This is a genomic window from Pseudomonas abyssi (assembly GCF_002307495.1).
GTDB classification, from domain to species: Bacteria; Pseudomonadota; Gammaproteobacteria; order Pseudomonadales; family Pseudomonadaceae; genus Halopseudomonas; species Halopseudomonas abyssi.
In genome coordinates this window covers 58,883-78,766 of the sequence record NZ_NTMR01000028.1, presented here as the reverse complement: position 1 = coordinate 78,766, position 19,884 = coordinate 58,883, and the positions used below count along the sequence as shown (strand labels likewise).

General features: G+C 55.6%; 16 protein-coding genes. 5 read left to right on the top strand and 11 right to left on the bottom strand.

Going from position 1 to position 19,884, the window contains the following annotated elements; all coding sequences use genetic code 11:
- A partial coding sequence (locus CNQ84_RS21185) for a potassium-transporting ATPase subunit F (RefSeq protein WP_133065920.1) occupies positions 1 to 101 on the bottom strand: 101 nt, incomplete at its 3' end.
- Between the two features lie 817 nt (positions 102 to 918).
- On the opposite strand from CNQ84_RS21185, the gene CNQ84_RS21180 reads away from it, so the two are divergent.
- The 3 genes from CNQ84_RS21180 to CNQ84_RS17915 all read left to right on the top strand — a co-directional run bounded on the left by CNQ84_RS21180 (position 919) and on the right by CNQ84_RS17915 (position 2,183).
- A complete protein-coding gene (locus CNQ84_RS21180; protein WP_425439981.1) occupies positions 919 to 1,227 on the top strand; it encodes a tyrosine-type recombinase/integrase in 309 nt (102 codons plus the stop codon).
- A gap of 272 nt (positions 1,228 to 1,499) precedes the next feature.
- Positions 1,500 to 1,697, top strand: coding sequence for an AbrB/MazE/SpoVT family DNA-binding domain-containing protein (locus CNQ84_RS17920; protein WP_096006194.1), 198 nt, complete (start codon positions 1,500 to 1,502; stop codon positions 1,695 to 1,697).
- A gap of 9 nt (positions 1,698 to 1,706) precedes the next feature.
- Positions 1,707 to 2,183, top strand: coding sequence for a type II toxin-antitoxin system YhaV family toxin (locus CNQ84_RS17915; protein WP_096006193.1), 477 nt, complete (start codon positions 1,707 to 1,709; stop codon positions 2,181 to 2,183).
- A 567-nt stretch (positions 2,184 to 2,750) separates the two neighbouring features.
- Here the strand turns inward: CNQ84_RS17915 and CNQ84_RS17910 are convergent.
- Entirely contained in the window at positions 2,751 to 3,677 is a 927-nt protein-coding gene (locus CNQ84_RS17910; protein ID WP_096006192.1) for a quinone oxidoreductase family protein, read from the bottom strand.
- A gap of 185 nt (positions 3,678 to 3,862) precedes the next feature.
- On the opposite strand from CNQ84_RS17910, the gene fdhD reads away from it, so the two are divergent.
- Positions 3,863 to 4,681, top strand: a complete 819-nt coding sequence (fdhD, locus tag CNQ84_RS17905; RefSeq protein ID WP_096006191.1) for a formate dehydrogenase accessory sulfurtransferase FdhD — start codon at positions 3,863 to 3,865, stop codon at positions 4,679 to 4,681.
- Entirely contained in the window at positions 4,678 to 7,014 is a 2,337-nt protein-coding gene (locus tag CNQ84_RS17900; protein ID WP_096006190.1) for an FdhF/YdeP family oxidoreductase, read from the top strand. The genes fdhD and CNQ84_RS17900 overlap by 4 nt, the downstream gene beginning before the upstream one ends.
- A 12-nt stretch (positions 7,015 to 7,026) precedes the next feature.
- On the opposite strand, the gene CNQ84_RS17895 is transcribed toward CNQ84_RS17900, so the two are convergent.
- The 9 genes from CNQ84_RS17895 to CNQ84_RS17855 form a co-directional block, all read right to left on the bottom strand.
- Positions 7,027 to 8,208, bottom strand: a complete 1,182-nt coding sequence (locus CNQ84_RS17895; RefSeq protein ID WP_096006189.1) for an acetyl-CoA C-acetyltransferase — start codon at positions 8,206 to 8,208, stop codon at positions 7,027 to 7,029.
- Positions 8,209 to 8,331: 123 nt separating this feature from the next.
- The gene (locus CNQ84_RS17890; protein WP_096006188.1) at positions 8,332 to 8,982 is read right to left on the bottom strand and encodes a CoA transferase subunit B; all 651 of its coding nucleotides are present in this window, start codon (positions 8,980 to 8,982) and stop codon (positions 8,332 to 8,334) included.
- Positions 8,983 to 8,984: 2 nt separating this feature from the next.
- Positions 8,985 to 9,683, bottom strand: a complete 699-nt coding sequence (locus CNQ84_RS17885) for a CoA transferase subunit A (protein WP_096006187.1) — start codon at positions 9,681 to 9,683, stop codon at positions 8,985 to 8,987.
- 42 nt (positions 9,684 to 9,725) lie between these two features.
- Positions 9,726 to 10,631, bottom strand: a complete 906-nt coding sequence (locus CNQ84_RS17880; RefSeq protein ID WP_096006186.1) for a hydroxymethylglutaryl-CoA lyase — start codon at positions 10,629 to 10,631, stop codon at positions 9,726 to 9,728.
- Positions 10,628 to 12,574, bottom strand: a complete 1,947-nt coding sequence (locus CNQ84_RS17875; RefSeq protein WP_096006185.1) for an acetyl/propionyl/methylcrotonyl-CoA carboxylase subunit alpha — start codon at positions 12,572 to 12,574, stop codon at positions 10,628 to 10,630. Before CNQ84_RS17875 ends, CNQ84_RS17880 begins: the two co-directional genes overlap by 4 nt.
- A 46-nt stretch (positions 12,575 to 12,620) precedes the next feature.
- Entirely contained in the window at positions 12,621 to 13,439 is an 819-nt protein-coding gene (locus CNQ84_RS17870) for a gamma-carboxygeranoyl-CoA hydratase (RefSeq protein ID WP_425439980.1), read from the bottom strand.
- Positions 13,440 to 13,447: 8 nt separating this feature from the next.
- Positions 13,448 to 15,055: a carboxyl transferase domain-containing protein gene (locus tag CNQ84_RS17865; protein ID WP_096006183.1), complete on the bottom strand. Its 1,608-nt coding sequence runs from the start codon at positions 15,053 to 15,055 to the stop codon at positions 13,448 to 13,450.
- Positions 15,056 to 15,109: 54 nt separating this feature from the next.
- The gene (locus CNQ84_RS17860; protein ID WP_096006182.1) at positions 15,110 to 16,291 is read right to left on the bottom strand and encodes an isovaleryl-CoA dehydrogenase; all 1,182 of its coding nucleotides are present in this window, start codon (positions 16,289 to 16,291) and stop codon (positions 15,110 to 15,112) included.
- Positions 16,292 to 16,317: 26 nt separating this feature from the next.
- On the bottom strand, positions 16,318 to 19,884 hold the full coding sequence (locus CNQ84_RS17855) for an indolepyruvate ferredoxin oxidoreductase family protein (protein ID WP_096006181.1): 3,567 nt from the start codon (positions 19,882 to 19,884) through the stop codon (positions 16,318 to 16,320).

Sequence of the window (19,884 nt, the reverse complement as noted above, 5' to 3'; positions counted from 1 at the left end):
ACTTGGTCATTGAGACCACCACCACCCTTCTCCGGTGCGAGCATGACGGCTCCCAGGTAGATAATCAGTGCCAGTGACACCAGCAACAGCACGGTACTCATAGCGAACTACTCCACGGTTAGGTCGTGCGGTCAGCGTAGGAATGGGAGGGGTAAAGGCTCTAGATTGAGGACGTCGCAGGGCGTAAATTTTTTGTATGTTTTATTGGAGTGCCGGCTAACGAGTTTGCTTGGAGCTGTTCGGTAGCGGCTCCCTTAGGCTGGTATACGGTGCTTTCCTGATACCTGGCTCAAGGCGTTTGCTTTATCAAGCGTGCCTACCACAATGCCCATATTCAGCAGTCCGCCATGGCCTCCACTTGGCTCAGTACCGGCGAGGCCGTGGATATGCACAGCTTTTGTTCTGCCAGAGCTGGAATGGGCATTCTGGCCTGTGGCTCCTGGCCGCTCTGCGGCAAGTGATATGGGCAAACGGGCGATCTCTCGCCATATCCGGGACCTGCTCAGCAATGCCAGGTTAGAGGGGGCAGGGCGGCCTGACGGCGATTGCCAGGCAAGCTGCTGGCCGTTGGAAAGCGGACGTTGAACCCGCTGAAGGGAAGGGCCTACGCAAGACACTCAAAACCAAGGCTGAGGCCCTTCGCTTTGAGGCGGCTTGCCGAGCCAAGTTGATCCAGCAAGCACTGATTGGTCACCGAAGCCGCCGACCGTCGTCGGCTGGCGGAATTGACGACCAGATAGCCGAGCTGATGGACGCCATACGGTAAGGCTGCGATAACCCACACGTTGAGCCGATAGTGATGATCTGCCTGTCCACTAGGGCACGTTGGTCTGAGGCCGAAAGATCCGGCCCTACCTCGGTCAGAAATGGCGTGATTACCTTCAGTAGCACCAATAGCGGGAAGGCCAGAGCTGTCCGATCTCTGCCGACCTGCAAACACTGCTGCTTAAGCACTGGCGTCAGCATGGCCCGTTTACCTCGGCCATTACCTCATTCCGGCGAGCACTGGCTAGAACTACGATTGAGCTACCGAAAGGGCAGGCCGTACATGTTCTACGGCATACCTTCGCCAGTCACTTCATGCTGAACGGCGGGAATATCCTGACCCTGCAAAAAATCCTAGGGCATTCGACTGTCGTCGTTACGATGCGGTATGCGCACCTTGCTCCTGGACATTTTACTGAAGCTGTTGCGTTGGCCCCTCGCATGCCTTCGGCTGCTCTATAAATGAACGCTGCCGCTATGCTACGGTCCAAAATACGGTACCAAAACACGCTTTCTTGCCCGTTACCGGCCTATATGTTGCGTTTATGGTACCTTTTCTACATAATCGCTGGTCCATTCGGCTGGGTTTTCTTCGAATCCTTCTGCCGATCAGCCAGCGCATAGCTGGTTTTTTGCCCTTTGCTCTATGGCTAACACTGATGGTCTATAGTCAGCATATGGGAAGAGTTCGGCGGTGCCGAATTTCATACAGGCTGGTAGCCTGAGGAGGAAAGATGTCTAAGATTGTCTCGCTTACCAAATTTCGAGCTCAGTCTGATGAAAAAACTGCTTTCCTTGGTCTTCTTCGTCAGGATATCGAGCAGAACCCAGAGCAAATTGCTCCCATTCCTGTAGGTCTGCTCGACCGCATGGCTCGTATTCGTGAACAGGCAGAGAAGAAGCGCCAAGAGACAGAGCTTCTAGAGGGCTGAGGGCCGAGAGTGCACACAGGGAATGTTGCGGTCGTCAATGGCTGGGGGCTGTTCGGTCATCCTCTCTTTGTAGGTCGTTTGGAAGATATCGTCTCAGAGGTTGAGGCGATTATGCAGAAAAGTCCTGACGACTATCTCGATCATCCGGTTTACAAGCTTTTTGAGAAGGTTGATAAGGCCATTCGTGAGCGTGTTCCTGCGGATCCCGCGCACGCCCAGTTTCTGCTAGGGAACACCCTGGGCAAACAGAATCGTGATTGGCGTCGAGTCAAAAGCGCTTTGCCTAACCGTTACCGCCTTTTCTTTCGCTTTAGCAGCCAAGCTCCCAAGAGCATCATTTACGTTTGGCTCAATGATGAGCTAACCCTTCGTCAAGCCGGTGCCCGTACTGATGTGTACGCCGTATTCGAGCGTATGCTGCGTTCAGGTAAGGTTCCGTCCAGCTATGAGGCATTGTTGAAGACTGCAGGTGCCCTGCCGAGCTAAGGTTTTGGCTCTATACTTCGCCAGCCTAACCAGTTTCGACACTTTTTTGACACTCTAATAGAAAAGCCCCCGAAAACTTCAACGTTTTCAGGGGCTTATTTGGTGGAGCCGGGGGGAGCGGGCCTTATAGGCGTTAAAAGGCTCTATTACGGGGCTCTCAGCGATATTTTGCGTGAAACTTGGATTTGGTATATCTCACAAAGACTGTGTGTAATCGTATGCATTCTTGACGGGCTGTCAAGAATGTTTTGAAAATGGCCCGCCTGAAAGTTGAGCACGCATAATATAGGTTCAACTCCCTTTCAGGAATTTGAACCGTGCTTTTTGTTGGAATCTATCCGGAGTTTGCTTGAAAGGAGAGCGTAGATTTGAATTGTGGAGCAGCCCAGGGATACCTGCTGTTTTGCATCGTTCAAACAGCATTTTGATTTAACGCCTAAGCAGCCAGAGCCTGCCATAAGATCGATGCAGGTGTTGTTTTACTCTGTATGTCGAAAAAAGGGAGCGCACGCCGCGAGGCGATTACTCCCTAGGAGAAAGGGTCGTCAGTTCGAGATGCGAAAATAGCTACTTCAGCTTCGCGTAAATTTTTGCGTGGGGGCCGGCCTGCTGGGCTTGCCATGCATCTGACGTATCGGAGAAAGAGAACTCCGAGTAGTCCACGGTGATGTTTTGTTCCTGAGATATTTTCAGCAGTCGCTGCCAAATTTTCTGGCGGTCTGCAGGCGGCCTTTGTCCGGTGCCGATGCATGACAGGGTTTTGAACAGCAAGTCGGCGATATCCAGGTTGATCTGACGGCCAGCACCAGTGCCTATTGTCATTATCCTTGCGCCCCAACGGCAGGCCTTCAATGCATAGAGGAGAGGCTGACCGCACACCAAATCCAGAACCACGTCATAGCCTTCGCCAGCCTCGCTCTTCAGAGCCTGTATGTCGCTTTCATCACCTTTCAGGCAAACGACGCCATCCGCGATGCCGCGCTCAGTGAGTCTTGCCAGGGCTTTTGCGCTGCGCCCGGCAGCCACAACTTTCCCGGCGCCTAGGTAACGGGCCAGTTGCAGCGCTATCTGCCCCAGGGTTCCTGTCCCGCCGAGTATCAGGACGGTCTCACCCTGTTTGATATTCGCCGCTTCGAGAGGAACGAGTGCGCCCGTGGCCGCTATGCCCATGGTGATAGCGGTACGGTCATCGATGTGGTCAGGTACCTCCCAAACCTCCTCCGCTGGCACCAGAGTCTTTTCCGCCCAAGCTCCAAAAGGCAATACCGACCGTTCACCAAAGTAAACGCGCGTGCCTTCAGCGTTACGGCCAACACCTTCGCCTCGAATGACGCAGGGGTACTCAACACCCAGACGGTAGGCGCCAAGCACATCCCAGCCACCCAAGCCGGCAGTGTCTACATTGATAAGTACAGAACCTTCTTGTGGTGCAGGATCTTTGAAGTCTTGAATGACGGGCAATGCGCCGCGTTCATTAATAACAGCTGCTTTCATGATTGTTTTCCTTGGGGCGACAGGTTGGCTGTGACCGTGGGTCTAAAGCACGAAGCAATAGCTTTCGTTTTTCAGGGTGTCTGTGTGTTCTGTGATGGGTTATTATTCTGAAATAAGATTTCCATTCTGTCAAAAGAATGGTCGAGAGTCCCATTATGCTCGTATTGAGCTAGAGGTGCCCCGCCTTGCCTTATTCATCCAATAATCAGTCAGGTTTTCAAGCAGCCCATCCGCAGCTTCATTCGTACACCGAGCTAGGTGGTCAAAAAGGTACTGCCTCGATTTTTTTACCTGAAGAGGTGCCTGTTGCTTTCGTCTATAACGGCATCAGTCAGGCTGTCATGATGGCAAGCCCTTTTGATCTTGAAGACTTAGCGATCGGCTATAGCATTGGCAGCGGCTTGATAAAGGATGCAGCTTGTATCTATGGCGTAGAGATTACCCAGGGCCTTGTTGGTATTGAGTTGCAGATAAATGTAAGTCAGCGCGCTTTCACCAAGATCAAGCAGCTACGCAGATCGCAAGCAGGGTCTACCGGCTGCGGCCTGTGTGGAGTAGAGTCACTTGCCAACGCGCTACCGGACTTGCCGGCTCATCCCGCACGAGCGTTGCCTCCAGCCCAGCACCTGAGCAAGTTACGTTCTTGTCTGGCCAGCCACCAACTACTGGCCAAACAGACTGGTGCGTTGCATGCCGCGCTCTATGTGGATGAAAGGGGCGAGATCAGGCTTTGTCGTGAGGATGTGGGGCGGCACAACGCCATGGACAAGTTGATTGGCGCGCTGCTAAACGATCAGCTTCTCCCAAGCAATGGTTTTGTGGTGGTCACCAGCCGCTGCAGCCTTGAGCTGATACAGAAAGCGGTGCGCGCAGGGTTTTCTACCCTTGCCACCTTGTCAGCTCCAACCGACATTAGTGTTTCCTGGGCTCGCTACTGCAATTTGAACCTTGTGCACATACCGCGTTCTAGCGCTCCCAGAGTCTATAGTCCGGAGCCAGTATGAGTACGCCAAAAGCCGGCAGGGAAAAATTTAAACGTTATACGGGGCCGGCGGCAGGCTGGGGTGCGTTGCACAGTGTTACCAATGCCTGGTTGGGCAGTAGTCAACCAATCAAGAATATTCGTGCGCTGTTGAAGGCTAATCAGCACGGAGGTTTTGATTGTCCTGGGTGCGCTTGGGGAGAAGAGCCCGGCACAGGGCGAGTGAAGTTTTGTGAGAATGGCGCCAAGGCGGTGAACTGGGAGGCAACCTCCCGAAAAGTTGATGCTGATTTCTTTGCACGGCATAGTGTTGCGCAACTGCGCCGGCAAACGGATTACTGGTTAGAGTATCAAGGTCGGTTGACCGAGCCGATGCGCTATGACCGAGACAGCGATCATTACGTGCCTATCAGTTGGGACGATGCCTTTGCGCTTATCGGGCAGCATCTGAATGCCTTGGATTCACCAGGCGAGGCAGAGTTTTACACCTCTGGGCGGGCCAGTAATGAGGCGGCTTTCCTATATCAGTTATTCGTTCGCATATTTGGTACCAACAACTTTCCTGACTGCTCCAACATGTGTCATGAGGCGAGTGGAGTTGCCTTGGGGGCGAGTCTTGGCACCGGCAAAGGCACGGTCACCTTTGCCGACTTTGAGCAAGCTGACGCAATTTTTGTGCTGGGCCAGAATCCGGGAACCAACCATCCAAGAATGCTAGAGCCCTTACGCGATGCAGTAAGCCGCGGAGCACAGGTGGTTTGCTTCAATCCGCTGAAAGAGCGCGGGCTAGAACGCTTTCAGCATCCGCAAAGCATGGCGAGAATGCTGAGCAATAGCGCTGACGCGATGCACACCGCTTATTTTCGGCCAGCTCTGGGTGGCGATCTCGCGGTACTGCGCGGGATGGCCAAGTACATGCTGCAGTGGCAGCGTGAAGCTCAGCGGTATCGTCTGGAGGGTGTATTTGATGAGGCGTTCATACTTTCTCAGACCAGTGGCTTTCAGGATTATATCGCCGTGCTGGATACAACTGATTGGGCTGATGTAGTTGCTCAGTCCGGTCTCCGCCTAGACGAGATAGAGCAGGCGGCGCGGCTTTTTTGCGATGCCGGAAACACTATTTTCTGCTGGGCAATGGGGATAACCCAACACCATCACGGTGTAGCGACAATTCAGGAAATTGTGAACCTGCAGCTATTGCGAGGAAACATTGGCCGCGCTGGTTCCGGCGTGTGTCCGGTTCGGGGCCACAGTAACGTGCAAGGCGATAGAACAATGGGCATCGATGAGCGACCTAGCCCTGCGTTTCTGGATCGCTTGCAGGAATACTTTGGTTTCAGCCCTCCGCGCAAGCCAGGCCATAACACAGTAGAAGCAATCAAGGCGTTGTTGGAGGGGAGGGCAAAAGTTTTCATCGGGTTGGGTGGGAATTTTGCCCAGGCAACACCGGACAGCAGGGTAACTCATGCCGCTTTGTCCCGCTGCGCGCTCAATGTACAGATCAGTACCAAGCTGAACCGCAGCCATTTAATGGTGAGCAATGATGCGCTGATCTTGCCGTGCCTGGGCCGAACGGATATTGACCGTCAAGCCTCTGGCCACCAATGCGTTACCGTGGAAGATTCGTTCAGCATGGTGCATGCATCATTTGGCCAGCTAGAGCCGCTCTCTGAGGGAATGAAGTCTGAACCATGGATTATTGCTGGAATGGCGAGAGCAACGTTGGGTGATCGCATTGTTGATTGGCAAGCCATGCGGGACGACTATCGGACTATCCGTGCCGCTATTAGCGCCTGTGTTCCAGGCTTCGAGCATTTTGAGCAGCGGCTGCAAAGCCCGGGTGGCTTCCACCTTGCTAATACGGTGGCTACACGTTGTTGGCGCACGGATAGCGGTAAGGCGAGGTTCATTGCCAGTGACTTGCCAGCAGATTTGCTACCGGAAGCGGTCAGGTCGTCCGGTGAAAAGCATGACCTGATCCTGCAGAGTCTGCGCTCGCACGATCAATATAACACCACCATCTATGGGCTGGATGATCGCTACCGCGGCGTGACGGGACAGCGAGATATTGTTTTCGTCAACCAACACGACATCGATAGATTAGGATTGATTGCTGGTGCCAAAATCGACATGGTGTCGATCTGGAATGATGGCGTCGAAAGACGCGTGCGAGGTTTTCGAGTACTGCCCTACGATATTCCTCTAGGACAGGCAGCGGCCTACTACCCGGAAGTGAACCCCTTGGTGCCGCTGGATAGTTACGGTGTTGGGAGCAGTACGCCGGTGTCGAAGTACATCCCCATCAGGGTGGAGCCGTCCCAAGGTGATGCTCCGCTGGCCTTCAGCGGAGCATAGCGCGACTTTTATCTAGTCGCGCTCTACGGCTAGTGCCACTCCCTGGCCACCACCTATGCACAAGGTGGCCAGTCCTTTCTTGGCGTCCCGTAGCGCCATTTCATGCAGCAGTGTTACCAGCACTCGACAGCCCGATGCGCCGATCGGGTGCCCCAAGGCGATAGCGCCTCCGTTCACATTGACCTTGTCGATATCCCATTGCAGCTCCTTGCCTACAGAGAGGCACTGGGCGGCGAAAGCCTCGTTGGCTTCAATCAGGTCCAGTTGATCCAGGGTCCAGCCGGCTTTCGCCAAACAGCGTTTGCTGGCCGGCACCGGCCCAATGCCCATGATCGCCGGATCCACGCCGGCACTCGCATAGCCTTTGATTCGGGCCAGAACAGGCAGCCCCAATGCTTCTGCGCGCTTGGCCGACATCAGTAGCACAGCTGCCGCGCCGTCATTCAGGGTCGAGGCATTGCCTGCCGTTACGCTGCCTTCTTTCTTGAAAGCAGGACGCAACCCGGCAAGGCTGTCCGCGGTGGTTGCTGAGCGGGGCTGCTCATCGATTTCAAAGAGAACAGGGTCGCCTTTGCGTTGAGGTATTGGTACGGGGGCAATTTCACTCTTGAAGCGCCCCGCCTTGATAGCCGCAGCAGCGCGCTGCTGGGATATCAGTGCGTAGGCATCCTGGTCCGCTCGGCTCAGTTGGTACTGGTCAGCCAGGTTTTCCGCAGTGATGCCCATGTGGTAGTCATTAAAGGCATCAATCAAACCGTCTTTAAGTAGGCTGTCTTGCAGCTCGGCATGGCCCATCCGCAAGCCGGTGCGGGCCTTGGGTAGCACATAGGGCGCCAGGCTCATGCTTTCCATGCCGCCTGCAATTACGGCTTCTGCGTCGCCGCAGCGAATCGCTTGCACCGCCATATGCACCGCTTTCAGGCCGGAGCCACATAGTTTATTCAACGTCATTGCCGACGTTGAAAAGGGCAGCCCTGCGTTAATGGCCGACTGACGAGCGGGATTCTGTCCGCATCCGGCACTGAGCACTTGACCCATGATAACCTCGTCAATGTCGGCAGCATCAACGCCACTTGTGCTGAGCAAGGCGCGAATGACAGTGCTGCCCAGTTCCACTGCGGATATACTAGCCAGTGATCCTTGAAAGCTGCCAATGGCGGTACGTTTGGCAGCAATGATTACAACATCTTGCATATTGATTCTCCAAAAAAAACGTGGCCTCCCGAAGGTTGAGCCACGTAAATGTTCCAACGGGCAGCATTTGCCTCGCAGCAAGGGGCAGCAGCAAGGCAAATCCGAGTTACCTGTCAGTGCAGGTCAGTATTTACTTTGGAAACGGTCTACCTGCAGAGCGCAGCCGGTAACGTTTTGTAGATGCTCTATCGAGATATCCGGCGCAAGCTCTACAAGCTCCAGTCCCGTGTCTGTGATGTCCATGACAGCAAGATCGGTAATGATCCGATTGACCACGCCTAACCCGGTAAGGGGAAGGTCACAGTTCTCGAGGATCTTAGGGCTCCCGTCTTTTGCGCAGTGTTCCATGAGCACCACCACACGTTTGACGCCAGCGACTAGGTCCATGGCACCGCCCATGCCCTTTACCATCTTGCCGGGAATCATCCAGTTGGCGAGATCGCCTTGCTGTGAGACCTGCATCGCGCCAAGGATGGCTAGGTTGATGTGCCCGCCTCGAATCATTGCAAAGGATTCTGCGTTGTCGAAGAAACTGCTGCCTGGCAAGCTGGTGACCGTTTGCTTGCCAGCGTTGATCAGGTCCGGATCAACCTCGTTTTCCAGAGGGAAGGGGCCGATGCCGAGTAGACCATTTTCACTTTGTAGCCAAACGTCCATACCTGTGGGAATGTAGTTGGCGACCAGTGTTGGCAAGCCAATACCCAGGTTGACATAGAAGCCATCTGACAGTTCTTGCGCAGCGCGCTGTGCCATTTGTTCACGTGTCCAAGCCATGATCAGGCGCTCCGTGTAGTGCGTTTTTCGATGCGTTTTTCGGGTGAGGTATTAAGTACCATGCGCTGGACATAGATGCCCGGCAGGTGAATCTGGTCGGCGTCCAGCTCGCCAATTTCAACAATTTCTTCTACTTCAACGATGCACACCTTGCCGGCAGTCGCAGCAAGCGGATTGAAGTTGCGAGCTGTTTTGTTGAAGACGAGGTTGCCTGATTTGTCCGCTTTCCATGCCTTGATCAATGCCACGTCTGCGGTCAGCGACGTCTCCATGACGTACCACTCGTCTTTGAACTGGCGCGTTTCCTTGCCTTCTGCAATCAGCGTGCCGTAGCCGGTCTTGGTGTAAAAGGCGGGAATTCCTGCGCCACCGGCCCGCAGCTTTTCAGCCAGAGTGCCCTGTGGTGTGAACTCAAGCTCCAGTTCGCCAGACAGATACTGGCGCTCGAACTCCTTGTTCTCGCCAACATACGACGAAACCATTTTGCGAATCTGGCGCGTTTCAAGTAGCAGGCCCAAACCAAAGCCGTCTACACCAGCGTTGTTACTGATGACGGTAAGGTGTTTCTTGCCGGAATCACGCAAGGCTTCAATGAGCGCTTCCGGTATGCCGCAGAGGCCAAACCCGCCAACTGCCAAGGTCATTCCATCGTCTATCAGCCCCTCTAGGGCGTGATGGGCATTGGGATAAATTTTGTTCATTGTTATTGCTACTCCTCGTGCCGTTGAAACTTGAAAATTGCGCTATGCGTGTTGCTTGTTTTTCGCTCTGGCAACCCTTGATCCATTGGGGCGTTCCAGAGTCTCGCTAATCCGATTGCCAGCTTCTATCAGAGAGCCGAGATCAATACCGGTATCAATCCCCAGCCCATTCAGCAGGTACACGACGTCTTCACTGGCAACATTGCCGGTGGCGCCCTTGGCATAGGGGCAGCCACCCAACCCTGCTACCGAACTGTCGAATACCTGCACACCTTCGAGCAGGCTGGCGTAGATATTTGCCAAAGCCTGGCCGTAGGTGTCGTGAAAATGCCCAGCTAGCGCAGCATGGGGTACCACATCTGATACGCGGGCAATCAACTGGCGGGTGGCGCCAGGAGTGCCGGTGCCAATGGTGTCGCCCAAGGAAATTTCGTAGCAGCCCATGGCGTAAAGCTCACGAGCAACCGCTGCCACCTGTGAAGCTGGAACGTCTCCGTCATAAGGACAGCCGAGCACACAGGAAACATATCCACGCACCCGAATACCGGCTTGCGCGGCCGCGGCCAGAACAGGCTCGAATCGTTGGAGACTTTCGCTGATTGAGCAGTTGATGTTTTTCTGTGAGAAGCCCTCGGATGCAGCAGCAAACACTGCTACCTCTTGGGCGCCAGCAGTCAGGGCCTGTTCAAAGCCTTTCATATTGGGTGTTAACGCGGTGTAGGTACTGCCTGCATAACGGTTTATTCCGGCGAAAACCTGCTCTGACCCCGCCATCTGGGGTACCCACTTTGGCGATACAAAACTGCCGACTTCGATCACGGGTAGGCCGGCAGCACCAAGGTCGTTGATCAGTCGGATGCGGTCAGCGCTGCTGACCGGGTGGGACTCATTCTGCAGGCCATCGCGGGGGCCTACCTCCACCAGCTTGACCTTAGCAGGTAGGCTCATTCCGACTCCTCCATCTCCACCAGCATGGTGCCTTCCGAGATCAGATCGCCCTCACCGCAAAACACAGCTTTTACCCGCCCGTTTGTTGGGGCACGGATACTGTGCTCCATCTTCATTGCTTCAAGAACTAGCAACGGCGCGCCTGCTTCCACTTGCTGCCCCACTGTCGCCATTACTCGAACCACGCTGCCGTTCATAGGCGCTTGCAGGCCGCCCGCACTTTGCTGAGCGTGACCCGCTTCTTCGATTGGGTCATAGGTGTTGATCTGTTGCCAAGCGCCATGCCAGTTGAGGTAAAGGTCTGCACCTTTGCGTACCGCACGGTAGCGAACCTTCTGCGCTCCTTCATCAATCGTCAGCAGCTCACTGTTGGGACAATAGCTGGCGTTGTTGAGGCTAACGCTAGAGAAAACCTGATCTAACTCGGCGCAGCGCAAATGTAGCCGACTTTGCGTTGGCAAGCCTGCGCGCCAGCCAGGCAGTTGTTGCCAAAGGGCGGGAGGCGTCGGGCAGTCGTCACCCGCTGGGCGGGTAAGCAACCAAGCTTTGGCTGCTAGGTTCCAGAAGCTACTGTCCAGCTCTGCAGGCTTGTGCAGTAGCTGCGCAGTGTGTTTTGCAATGAATCCGGTATCCAGCTCCTGCGCGGCGAAGGCCGGATGGGCTAAGATTTTTTCCAGAAAGCGCAGGTTGGTTTTTACCCCGGCTACTGAGGTATTGCGCAACATATCCAGCAACTCGAGACGCGCCTGCTCACGGGTCTCGCCCCAAGCAACCAACTTCGCGAGCATTGGGTCATAAAAAGGAGAGATGCTATCGCCTTCACTGACGCCGCTATCGACTCTGCGGCCACGGCCGGTACTCGGTTCACGATAAAGGGTGAGGGTGCCGCTGGCAGGTAGAAAATCCTGATCAGGGTCTTCGGCGTACAGCCGAACTTCAATGGCGTGGCCGTGTAGTGGAATTTGCTCTTGAGTCATTGGCAGTGGCTCGCCTTGAGCGACGCGCAGTTGCCAAGCTACAAGATCCTGACCGGTAATGGCTTCGGTAACCGGGTGCTCTACCTGCAGGCGGGTGTTCATCTCCATAAAGAAAAACTCGCCACGTGCATCCAGCAAAAACTCCACGGTACCAGCGCCGACGTAGCCGATAGCCTGTGCGGCCTTGACTGCTGCTTCGCCCATCGCTTTACGCAGTTGTTCCGACAGTCCTGGTGCGGGCGCCTCTTCAACCACCTTCTGATGCCGTCTTTGAATGGAACAATCGCGTTCATGCAGGTAAACGGCATTACCGTGCTGGTCTGCGAAAACCTGAATTTCGACGTGGCGGGGTTGCAGTACGTACTTTTCCACCAGCATGCGGGCGTCGCCGAAGGAAGACTGGGCTTCGCGTTGAGCGGAGGCCAGCGCATCTGCCAGATCTCGTTCGCTTTCAACGACCTTCATACCTTTGCCACCCCCGCCGGCGGTAGCTTTCAATAGTACCGGGTAGCCAATTTCCTGAGATGCAGCCCGGAAAGTATCGAGTTGCTGATCGTCGCCATGGTAACCGGGTACCAGTGGTACTCCGGCTTTTTCCATCAAGGCCTTGGCGGCGGACTTGCTGCCCATAGCATCAATCGCCGAGGCGGGTGGGCCGACAAAAATCAGGCCACTAGCTTCAATAGAACGAGCGAAGTCAGCGTTCTCAGAAAGAAAACCGTAGCCTGGGTGGATTGCTTGCGCGCCACTGGCCTTGGCGGCCTGAATGATGCGGTCGGCACGCAGATAGCTGTCTGCGGGTTTGGTTCCGCCCAGGTTGACTGCGATGTCGGCGAGCTTGGCGTGTGATGCGTGCTGGTCGATGTCGCTGTGTACGGCAACCGTTTTGATGCCCAGCCGCTGAGCTGTCCGCATGATGCGACAGGCGATTTCTCCTCGGTTGGCGATTAGCAGAGTATTGATCATTGTTCTTCTATCCACATGATTGCTTGGTTTGCCTCGGGCAGCGCAGTCAGGTCAGCAGCCACTGTGGCTTGCGTTTGTCGAGGAAGGCCGAAAGTCCCTCCTGACCCTCTTTGCTGACGCGAATACTGGCTATTGCCGACTCGGTGTAGCTGCGCAGATCGGGCGTTAGATCGCCGTGCTTTACCTGCTGCATTAGCGCCTTGGTGGCGCGCATCGCTTTCGGGCTGTTGAGTAGCAGGTTGGCAACCCACCCATGCAACTCGCTTTCCAGATCAGCTGCGGGATAGGCCTCTGCCAACAAGCCCAGCTGCTGAGCGCGCTTGCCATCAAAGCGCTCAGCCGTAAGGGCGTAACGCCTGGCGGCGCGTGGCCCAATCGCCTGGGCAACATAGGGGCTTATGACGGCCGGCAATAAACCTATGCGCACTTCGGACAAGCTGAACAGGCTGTCTTCGGTGCCAATGGCGATATCGCAACAACTGATCAGGCCCAGCGCGCCCCCGAAGGCTGCACCCTGCACCACGGCCAAGGTTGGAACTTTAAGCTGGGCCAGACTGGCCATCAGTTTGCTCAGCTCGCGGGCGTCATTGAGGTTAGCGTCGTAGTCCAATTGCGCGCAGGCCTGCATCCATGAAAGGTCTGCACCTGCAGAGAAATGTTTGCCGCGGCCGCGCAAAATCAAGAAGCGCAGTTCGTCGTTCATCTGAATCTCGCTAAGTGCCCTCAGAAGCTCGGCGATCATTTCAGCGTTGAACGCGTTGTTCTTTTCGGGGCGGTTTAGCCACACGGTAGCTATGCCGCCTGCGTTGATCTCAAGTTCTAGGGTGTTAAATGCACTCACGCTTATTGGCTCCTCCGTTGGCATGGCTGGTCTCACATCCGGAACACGCCGAAGCGTGTCTGGTTGATTGGCGCATTCAATGCTGCGGAAATTGCCAAGCCGAGAATGTCGCGCGTTTGCGCTGGGTCGATGACTCCGTCATCCCATAGGCGGGCACTTGAGTAGTAGGGGTGGCCCTGCTCTTCGTACTGCTCGAGGATGGGTTTGCGCAGGTGATTGGCTTGCTCGGCGCTGAAGGTTTCGCCGCTGCGCTCCGCCTGCTCTTGCTTGACCTGGACCAGAACGCCTGCAGCTTGCTCGCCGCCCATGACCGAAATACGCGCGTTTGGCCACATCCAAAGGAAGCGGGGGTCGTACGCACGGCCGCACATGCCGTAGTTGCCGGCGCCGAAGCTTCCACCGATGATCACCGTGAACTTTGGAACCTGCGCACAGGCCACAGCAGTAACCAGTTTGGCGCCGTGCTTGGCAATGCCTCCAGCTTCATATTTTTGGCCTACCATGAAGCCAGTTATATTCTGCAGAAACAGCAGAGGAATACCTCGCTGACAGGCAAGTTCAATGAAGTGCGCGCCTTTTTGCGCAGACTCGGCAAACAGGATGCCGTTGTTGGCCAGAACCGCGACAGGATGCCCATGCAAGTGGGCGAAGCCGCACACCAGGGTTGTTCCGTAGAGGGCTTTGAATTCATCGAAAGCGCTGTCGTCAACTAGTCGCGCGATGATTTCGCGCACATCAAACGGCTGCTTCGGGTCGGCAGGAATGATGCCGTACAAGTCACTCGCGGCATAACGTGGCGCCACCGGCGCGCGGAGGTTTAGTTGGCCCTGTTTGCGCCAGTTAAGGTTGGCGATACTGCGCCGGGCCAGTGCTAGCGCATGTTCGTCATTTTCTGCGTAGTGGTCGGCCACTCCCGAGGTTTTGCAATGGACATCGGCTCCGCCAAGGTCTTCGGCACTGACCACTTCGCCAGTGGCTGCCCTGACCAGAGGCGGGCCGGCAAGAAAGATGGTTGCTTGCTCTCTCACCATGATGGCCTCATCTGCCATCGCTGGTACGTATGCTCCACCTGCCGTGCATGACCCCATGACCACAGCGATCTGGGGAATGCCTTGGGCACTCATGTTGGCTTGGTTGAAAAAGATGCGGCCGAAGTGCTCACGATCAGGAAATACCTCATCCTGGCGCGGGAGGTTGGCGCCGCCCGAGTCGACCAGATAAATGCAGGGGAGGCGGTTTTGTTGTGCTATGGCCTGTGCTCTTAGGTGTTTCTTTACGCTAAGGGGGTAGTAGGAGCCGCCTTTCACGGTCGCGTCGTTGGCGACGATCATGCACTCAACCCCTTCAACTCGACCAATGCCCGCAATTATCCCTGCTGCCGGCACCTGTTCGCTGTAGACCTCATGGGCGGCTAGCTGACCGATTTCGAGAAATGGTGAGCCTTGGTCCAGTAGGGCGTCAACGCGCTGTCTGGGCAGCAGCTTGCCTCGAGAAAGATGCCGAGCTTGAGCCGCTGGGCCACCGCCTTCTGCTACTTTTCCTAGCAACTCTCGAAGATTACCCACGAGCTCCTGCATCGCTGCCACATTGGTGCTGAACTCCGGCGAGCGAGTGTTGACCTGGCTTTTAAGTGAACTCATGCCGGCGCTCCTTGGGTTGCAAGCCGGCTTCTGAAGGTCGGGACGCGCACCTGTTTAACGTGTTTCATTGAACAGCTCCCGGCCAATCAACATACGGCGGACCTCGCTGGTACCGGCACCGATTTCATAGAGTTTGGCGTCACGCCACAGGCGACCTGCCGGGTATTCGTTGATATAGCCGTTACCGCCAAGAATCTGGATTGCCTCGCCAGCCATCCAGGTCGCTTTTTCGGCGGTATACAGGATCACCCCGGCACAGTCCTTGCGCACCTGCCGTACATGTCCACTGCCCATGGCGTCTAGGTGCTTGCCGACGCTGTACTGATAGGCGCGGCAGGCTTGCAGGGTGGTATACATATCTGCAACCTTGCCCTGAATGAGCTGAAACTCGCCGATGCTTTGACCGAACTGTTTTCGGTCGTGGATGTAAGGCGTGACGATGTCCATCGCTGCTTGCATCAGGCCCAGTGGGCCACCGCTGAGCACCGCGCGCTCGTAGTCAAGGCCACTCATGAGTACGCGGGCACCTTCACCAACGCCGCCCAGAATGTTCTCTTCCGGAACTTCAACATTGTCGAAAACCAGTTCGCCGGTATGTGATCCGCGCATGCCAAGCTTGTCCAGCTTCTGCGCAACGGAGAAACCGGGAGTGTCCGTTTCGAGGATGAAGGCCGTCATCCCCTTGGCGCCGGCAGCAACATCAGTTTTGGCGTAGACCACCAGGACGTCGCAGTCTGGACCGTTGGTGATCCACATCTTGGTGCCGTTGAGGATGTAGCGGTCGCCCTGCTTGTCGGCACGCAGCTTCATACTGACGACGTCAGAACCGGCGTTTGGCTCGCTCATTGCCAAAGCGCCGATATGCTCCCCCGATACCAGCTTGGGTAGAAACTTGGCTTTTTGTTCTTCGCTACCATTGCGGTGGATCTGGTTTACGCAGAGGTTTGAGTGAGCACCATAGGACAGTCCGATACCACCAGCTGCCCGGGAAATTTCTTCCATGGCAATCATGTGTGCGAGGTAGCCCATTCCGGAGCCACCGTACTCTTCGGCCACGGTTAGACCTAGCAGCCCCATGTCGCCGAACTTGCGCCACAAATCCATGGGGAATTCATCAGTGCGGTCTGCCTCGGCCGCACGGGGCGCGATTTCCTTGCCAGCAAAACCAGCGACTGATTCGCGCAGCATGTCTATTTCTTCGCCGAGGAAAAAGTCCAATCCAGGTATTGCACTCATACGTTTATCTCCTTTTGTTATTGGCGTTACAGCTGAGTGACGTTGATGCGCTCTGCTGGCTCTTGTGTCGTGGCGTCACGGAATAGCGCTTGGTGCTCTCCTCGCCATTGTTTTAGAAGGTTCTCGCGTTGTTTTTCGGCCTGCGCTAGGAAGCGCTCTTTCACAGGGCCGTAGCCGCGTACGATGTCGGGAAGGCTCGCGAGCTGGATGGCAATCGGCAACTTGTCGCTGTCGAGTGATTCCAAGATTTGATCGAGAAGCTGTTCGTAGCTTTCCAGCCATTGCCGCTCGAGCTTGCGTTCTGCGGTGTAGCCAAATGGATCCAGAACCGAATTGCGGAGGAACTTCATCCGAGCGAGGAGTTTAAAACCAGTTAGCATCCATGGGCCGTAGCTGCGCTTTTTAGGTTCTTTCCCTGGCTTGGCACTATTGAGCACAGGTGGCGCCAGGTGAAACTTGAGTTTGTAGTCACCCTCAAAACTGTCCTGTACTTTTTTGATGAAGTCGCCATTGGTATAAAGACGAGCTACTTCATACTCATCCTTGATTGCCAATACTTTGTAGTAGTTGCGGGCGACGGCATCAGCCAAGGCGCCGGTATTACCAGAAATGGCCGATTCAGCGCTCTGGAATTGTTGCACTCGGGCACGATAGCGTGCTGCGAGATTGGCATCCTGATACTCGGTGAGGGCAGCGACGCGTTTATGAATAACCTCTTCAATAGTCTGTGACAACGCCTCGGCTGGGCGCTTGCCCTGGCTGTCGATCATTCCTTGAACGCGCAGGGGATGGACCGCAGTACGGCGCCCCCAGGTGAAGGCCTTGAGGTTGAACTCGACGGCCGTGCCATTCAGTTCAATAGCGGCTATCAGCGCTTCAGCGCCAACCGGCAACCAGCCTTTCTGATAGGCAAAACCGAGCATGAAGGTATTGGTCGCGATGGAGTCGCCCATCAGCGCCGTGGCTATTTTGCTGGCATCCACGAAAATGGCGTGGTCGTTGCCGACAGCTTCTGCAATTTGTGCAGACATGCCTTGTGTGCGAAATTTGGGGTCAGGGTGCGCCTTCAGATCGCCACTCTCAGCTTGCATTGCGAAAGTACGAACAAACTCGCTGGTGATGCTTTCTTCCGAGTTGACCAACGCATGAGTGTGCCCATGCCGCAACTTGGCCAGGGTCTCGTGATTGGCACTTACCACCAGGTCGCAGCCGAGCAGCAAGCTGGTTTCTCCTTCGGCTATACGCGGTGCATGCAGTTGGGACTGGTCAGCTGCGATGCGGATATGCGACCAGACCGCACCACCTTTCTGGGCCATGCCGGCCATGTCCAGGTTGAGCGTACCTTTGTTCTCCATGAAGGCGGCCATGCCGAGCAGGGCACCAATTGTTACAACACCGGTACCACCTACGCCGGTCACTAGAATGCTGTAAGGCTGATCGAGCGCCACTGTGTTAGGCGTGGTCAGATTCCATTCGTCAACCGCTTGGTCGGTAAGCGCTTTGGCTTTACGTAGCGAGCCACCTTCGATGGTGACGAAGCTTGGGCAGAAGCCGGAGAGGCATGAAAAATCCTTGTTGCATGATGACTGGTCAATACTGCGTTTCTGACCAAACTCGGTATTCACCGTCACCACGGACATGCAGTTCGACTTACTACTGCAGTCGCCACAGCCTTCGCAAACTGCCTGGTTGATCATCACCCGCCGTGCTGGATCGGGAAACTGCCCCCGCTTGCGGCGTCTGCGCTTTTCGGCCGCGCAGGTCTGATCGTAAATGATGGCTGAGACGCCGGGATACTCTCGAAGTTGAGTCTGCAGCTCCTCCATTTTCTCTCGGTGCAACACCGGTACGCCGGGAGCGAGTCCTTGAATTGCTTTGTACTTCTCGGGCTCGTCAGTCACCACAGCAATGCGCTTGACACCCTCCGCAGCGAGTTGCTGAGAGATTTGCGGTACTGTCAGAGTGCCGTCCACGGGCTGGCCGCCGGTCATGGCAACAGCATCGTTGTAAAGAATCTTGTAGGTAATCGGCACATTCGCTGCAACCGCAGCGCGAATCGCTAAGGTACCGGAGTGAAAATAGGTGCCATCCCCAAGGTTGGCAAACACGTGTTTGGTCTTGGTGAAGGGGGCCTGCCCAATCCAGGCGACACCCTCGCCACCCATCTGGCTGAAAGTCTGGGTTTGGGGGTAGATCCAAGCAGCCATGTAGTGGCAGCCGATACCGGCAAGGGCGCGACTGCCTTCGGGCACCTTGGTCGAAATATTGTGCGGGCAGCCGGAGCAGTAATGCGGCACTCGGTCCATCAACGAGCCCAGTACGCTCTTGATGGTGAGCTGCGCCTCTAGATCATCTAGATGCAGTTGCAGGGAGGTGTCTGCATGCAGACGAAGAATTCGTTTGGCCAGCGCGCGAGCAATGTGCGCTGGTGTCAGGTCGTTGATCGCCGGCAGTAGCCAATCGGTGTGCGGCATAGTCCACTCACCTTTGTCGTCAAACTTGCCGACGATGCGCGGACGTACGTCCTCCCGCCAGTTGTAGAGTTCCTCCTTCATTTGGTACTCGATCATGTGGCGCTTTTCTTCAACCACCACAATTTCTTCGAGACCTTCGGCAAAGTGCCTGACGCCATCAGCTTCAAGCGGCCAGACCATACCGACCTTGTAAACGCGCAAGCCAATCTCCTGCGCTTTGGCATCGTCAATACCAAGCATGTTCAGAGCCTGACAAACGTCCAGGTAGGATTTGCCCGCCGTGATAATGCCGATACGCGCCTTGGGCGAGTCCATGACCACGCGGTCAATGCGGTTTGCCTTGGCATAGGCGAGCGCGGCGTAAAGTTTGTGTTCGAGTAGTCGCTGCTCTTGAGCAAGCGGTGGGTCTGGCCAACGAATGTTCAGGCCGCCCTCGGGGATGTCGAAATCAGGAATTACGCTTTCCACACGAAAGGGGTCAATATCGACAATGGCAGCGCTTTCTACAGTGTCCGCTACTGCCTTAAGTGCTACCCAGCAACCGGAGTAGCGTGACATGGCCCAGCCATGGATACCGTAGTCCAGATACTCCTGCACCCCCGAAGGTGCCAGTACGGGCATCATTACTGCCTTGAAAATGTGCTCGGTCTGGTGCGGGAGTGATGAAGAGCGGGCACCGTGATCATCGCCGGCAACTGCAAGCACTCCACCGAATTGCGAGGTACCGGCAGCGTTTGCATGTCGGAATACATCACCGGAGCGATCAACACCGGGACCTTTTCCGTACCACATGCCGAAAACACCGTCGTAGGTTGCCCCTTCGAAGATGTTAACCTGCTGCGTTCCCCAGAGGGCGGTAGCGGCTAGCTCCTCGTTGACGCCAGGTTGGAAGTGAGTGCTGCCTTTCTCCAGATACTTACGTGCACGCCATAAAGCTTGGTCCAGGCCGCCGAGAGGGGAGCCGCGGTAGCCGGAAATAAAGCCAGCAGTGTTCAGCCCGTTGGCCTGATCGCGCTGCTTCTGCATTAGCGGAAGCCGAACCAGTGCTTGAATACCAGTCATCAACTGCAGACCGCTATTCTCTGTGTACTTGTCATCCAGCGAGATAGATTTGCCCAT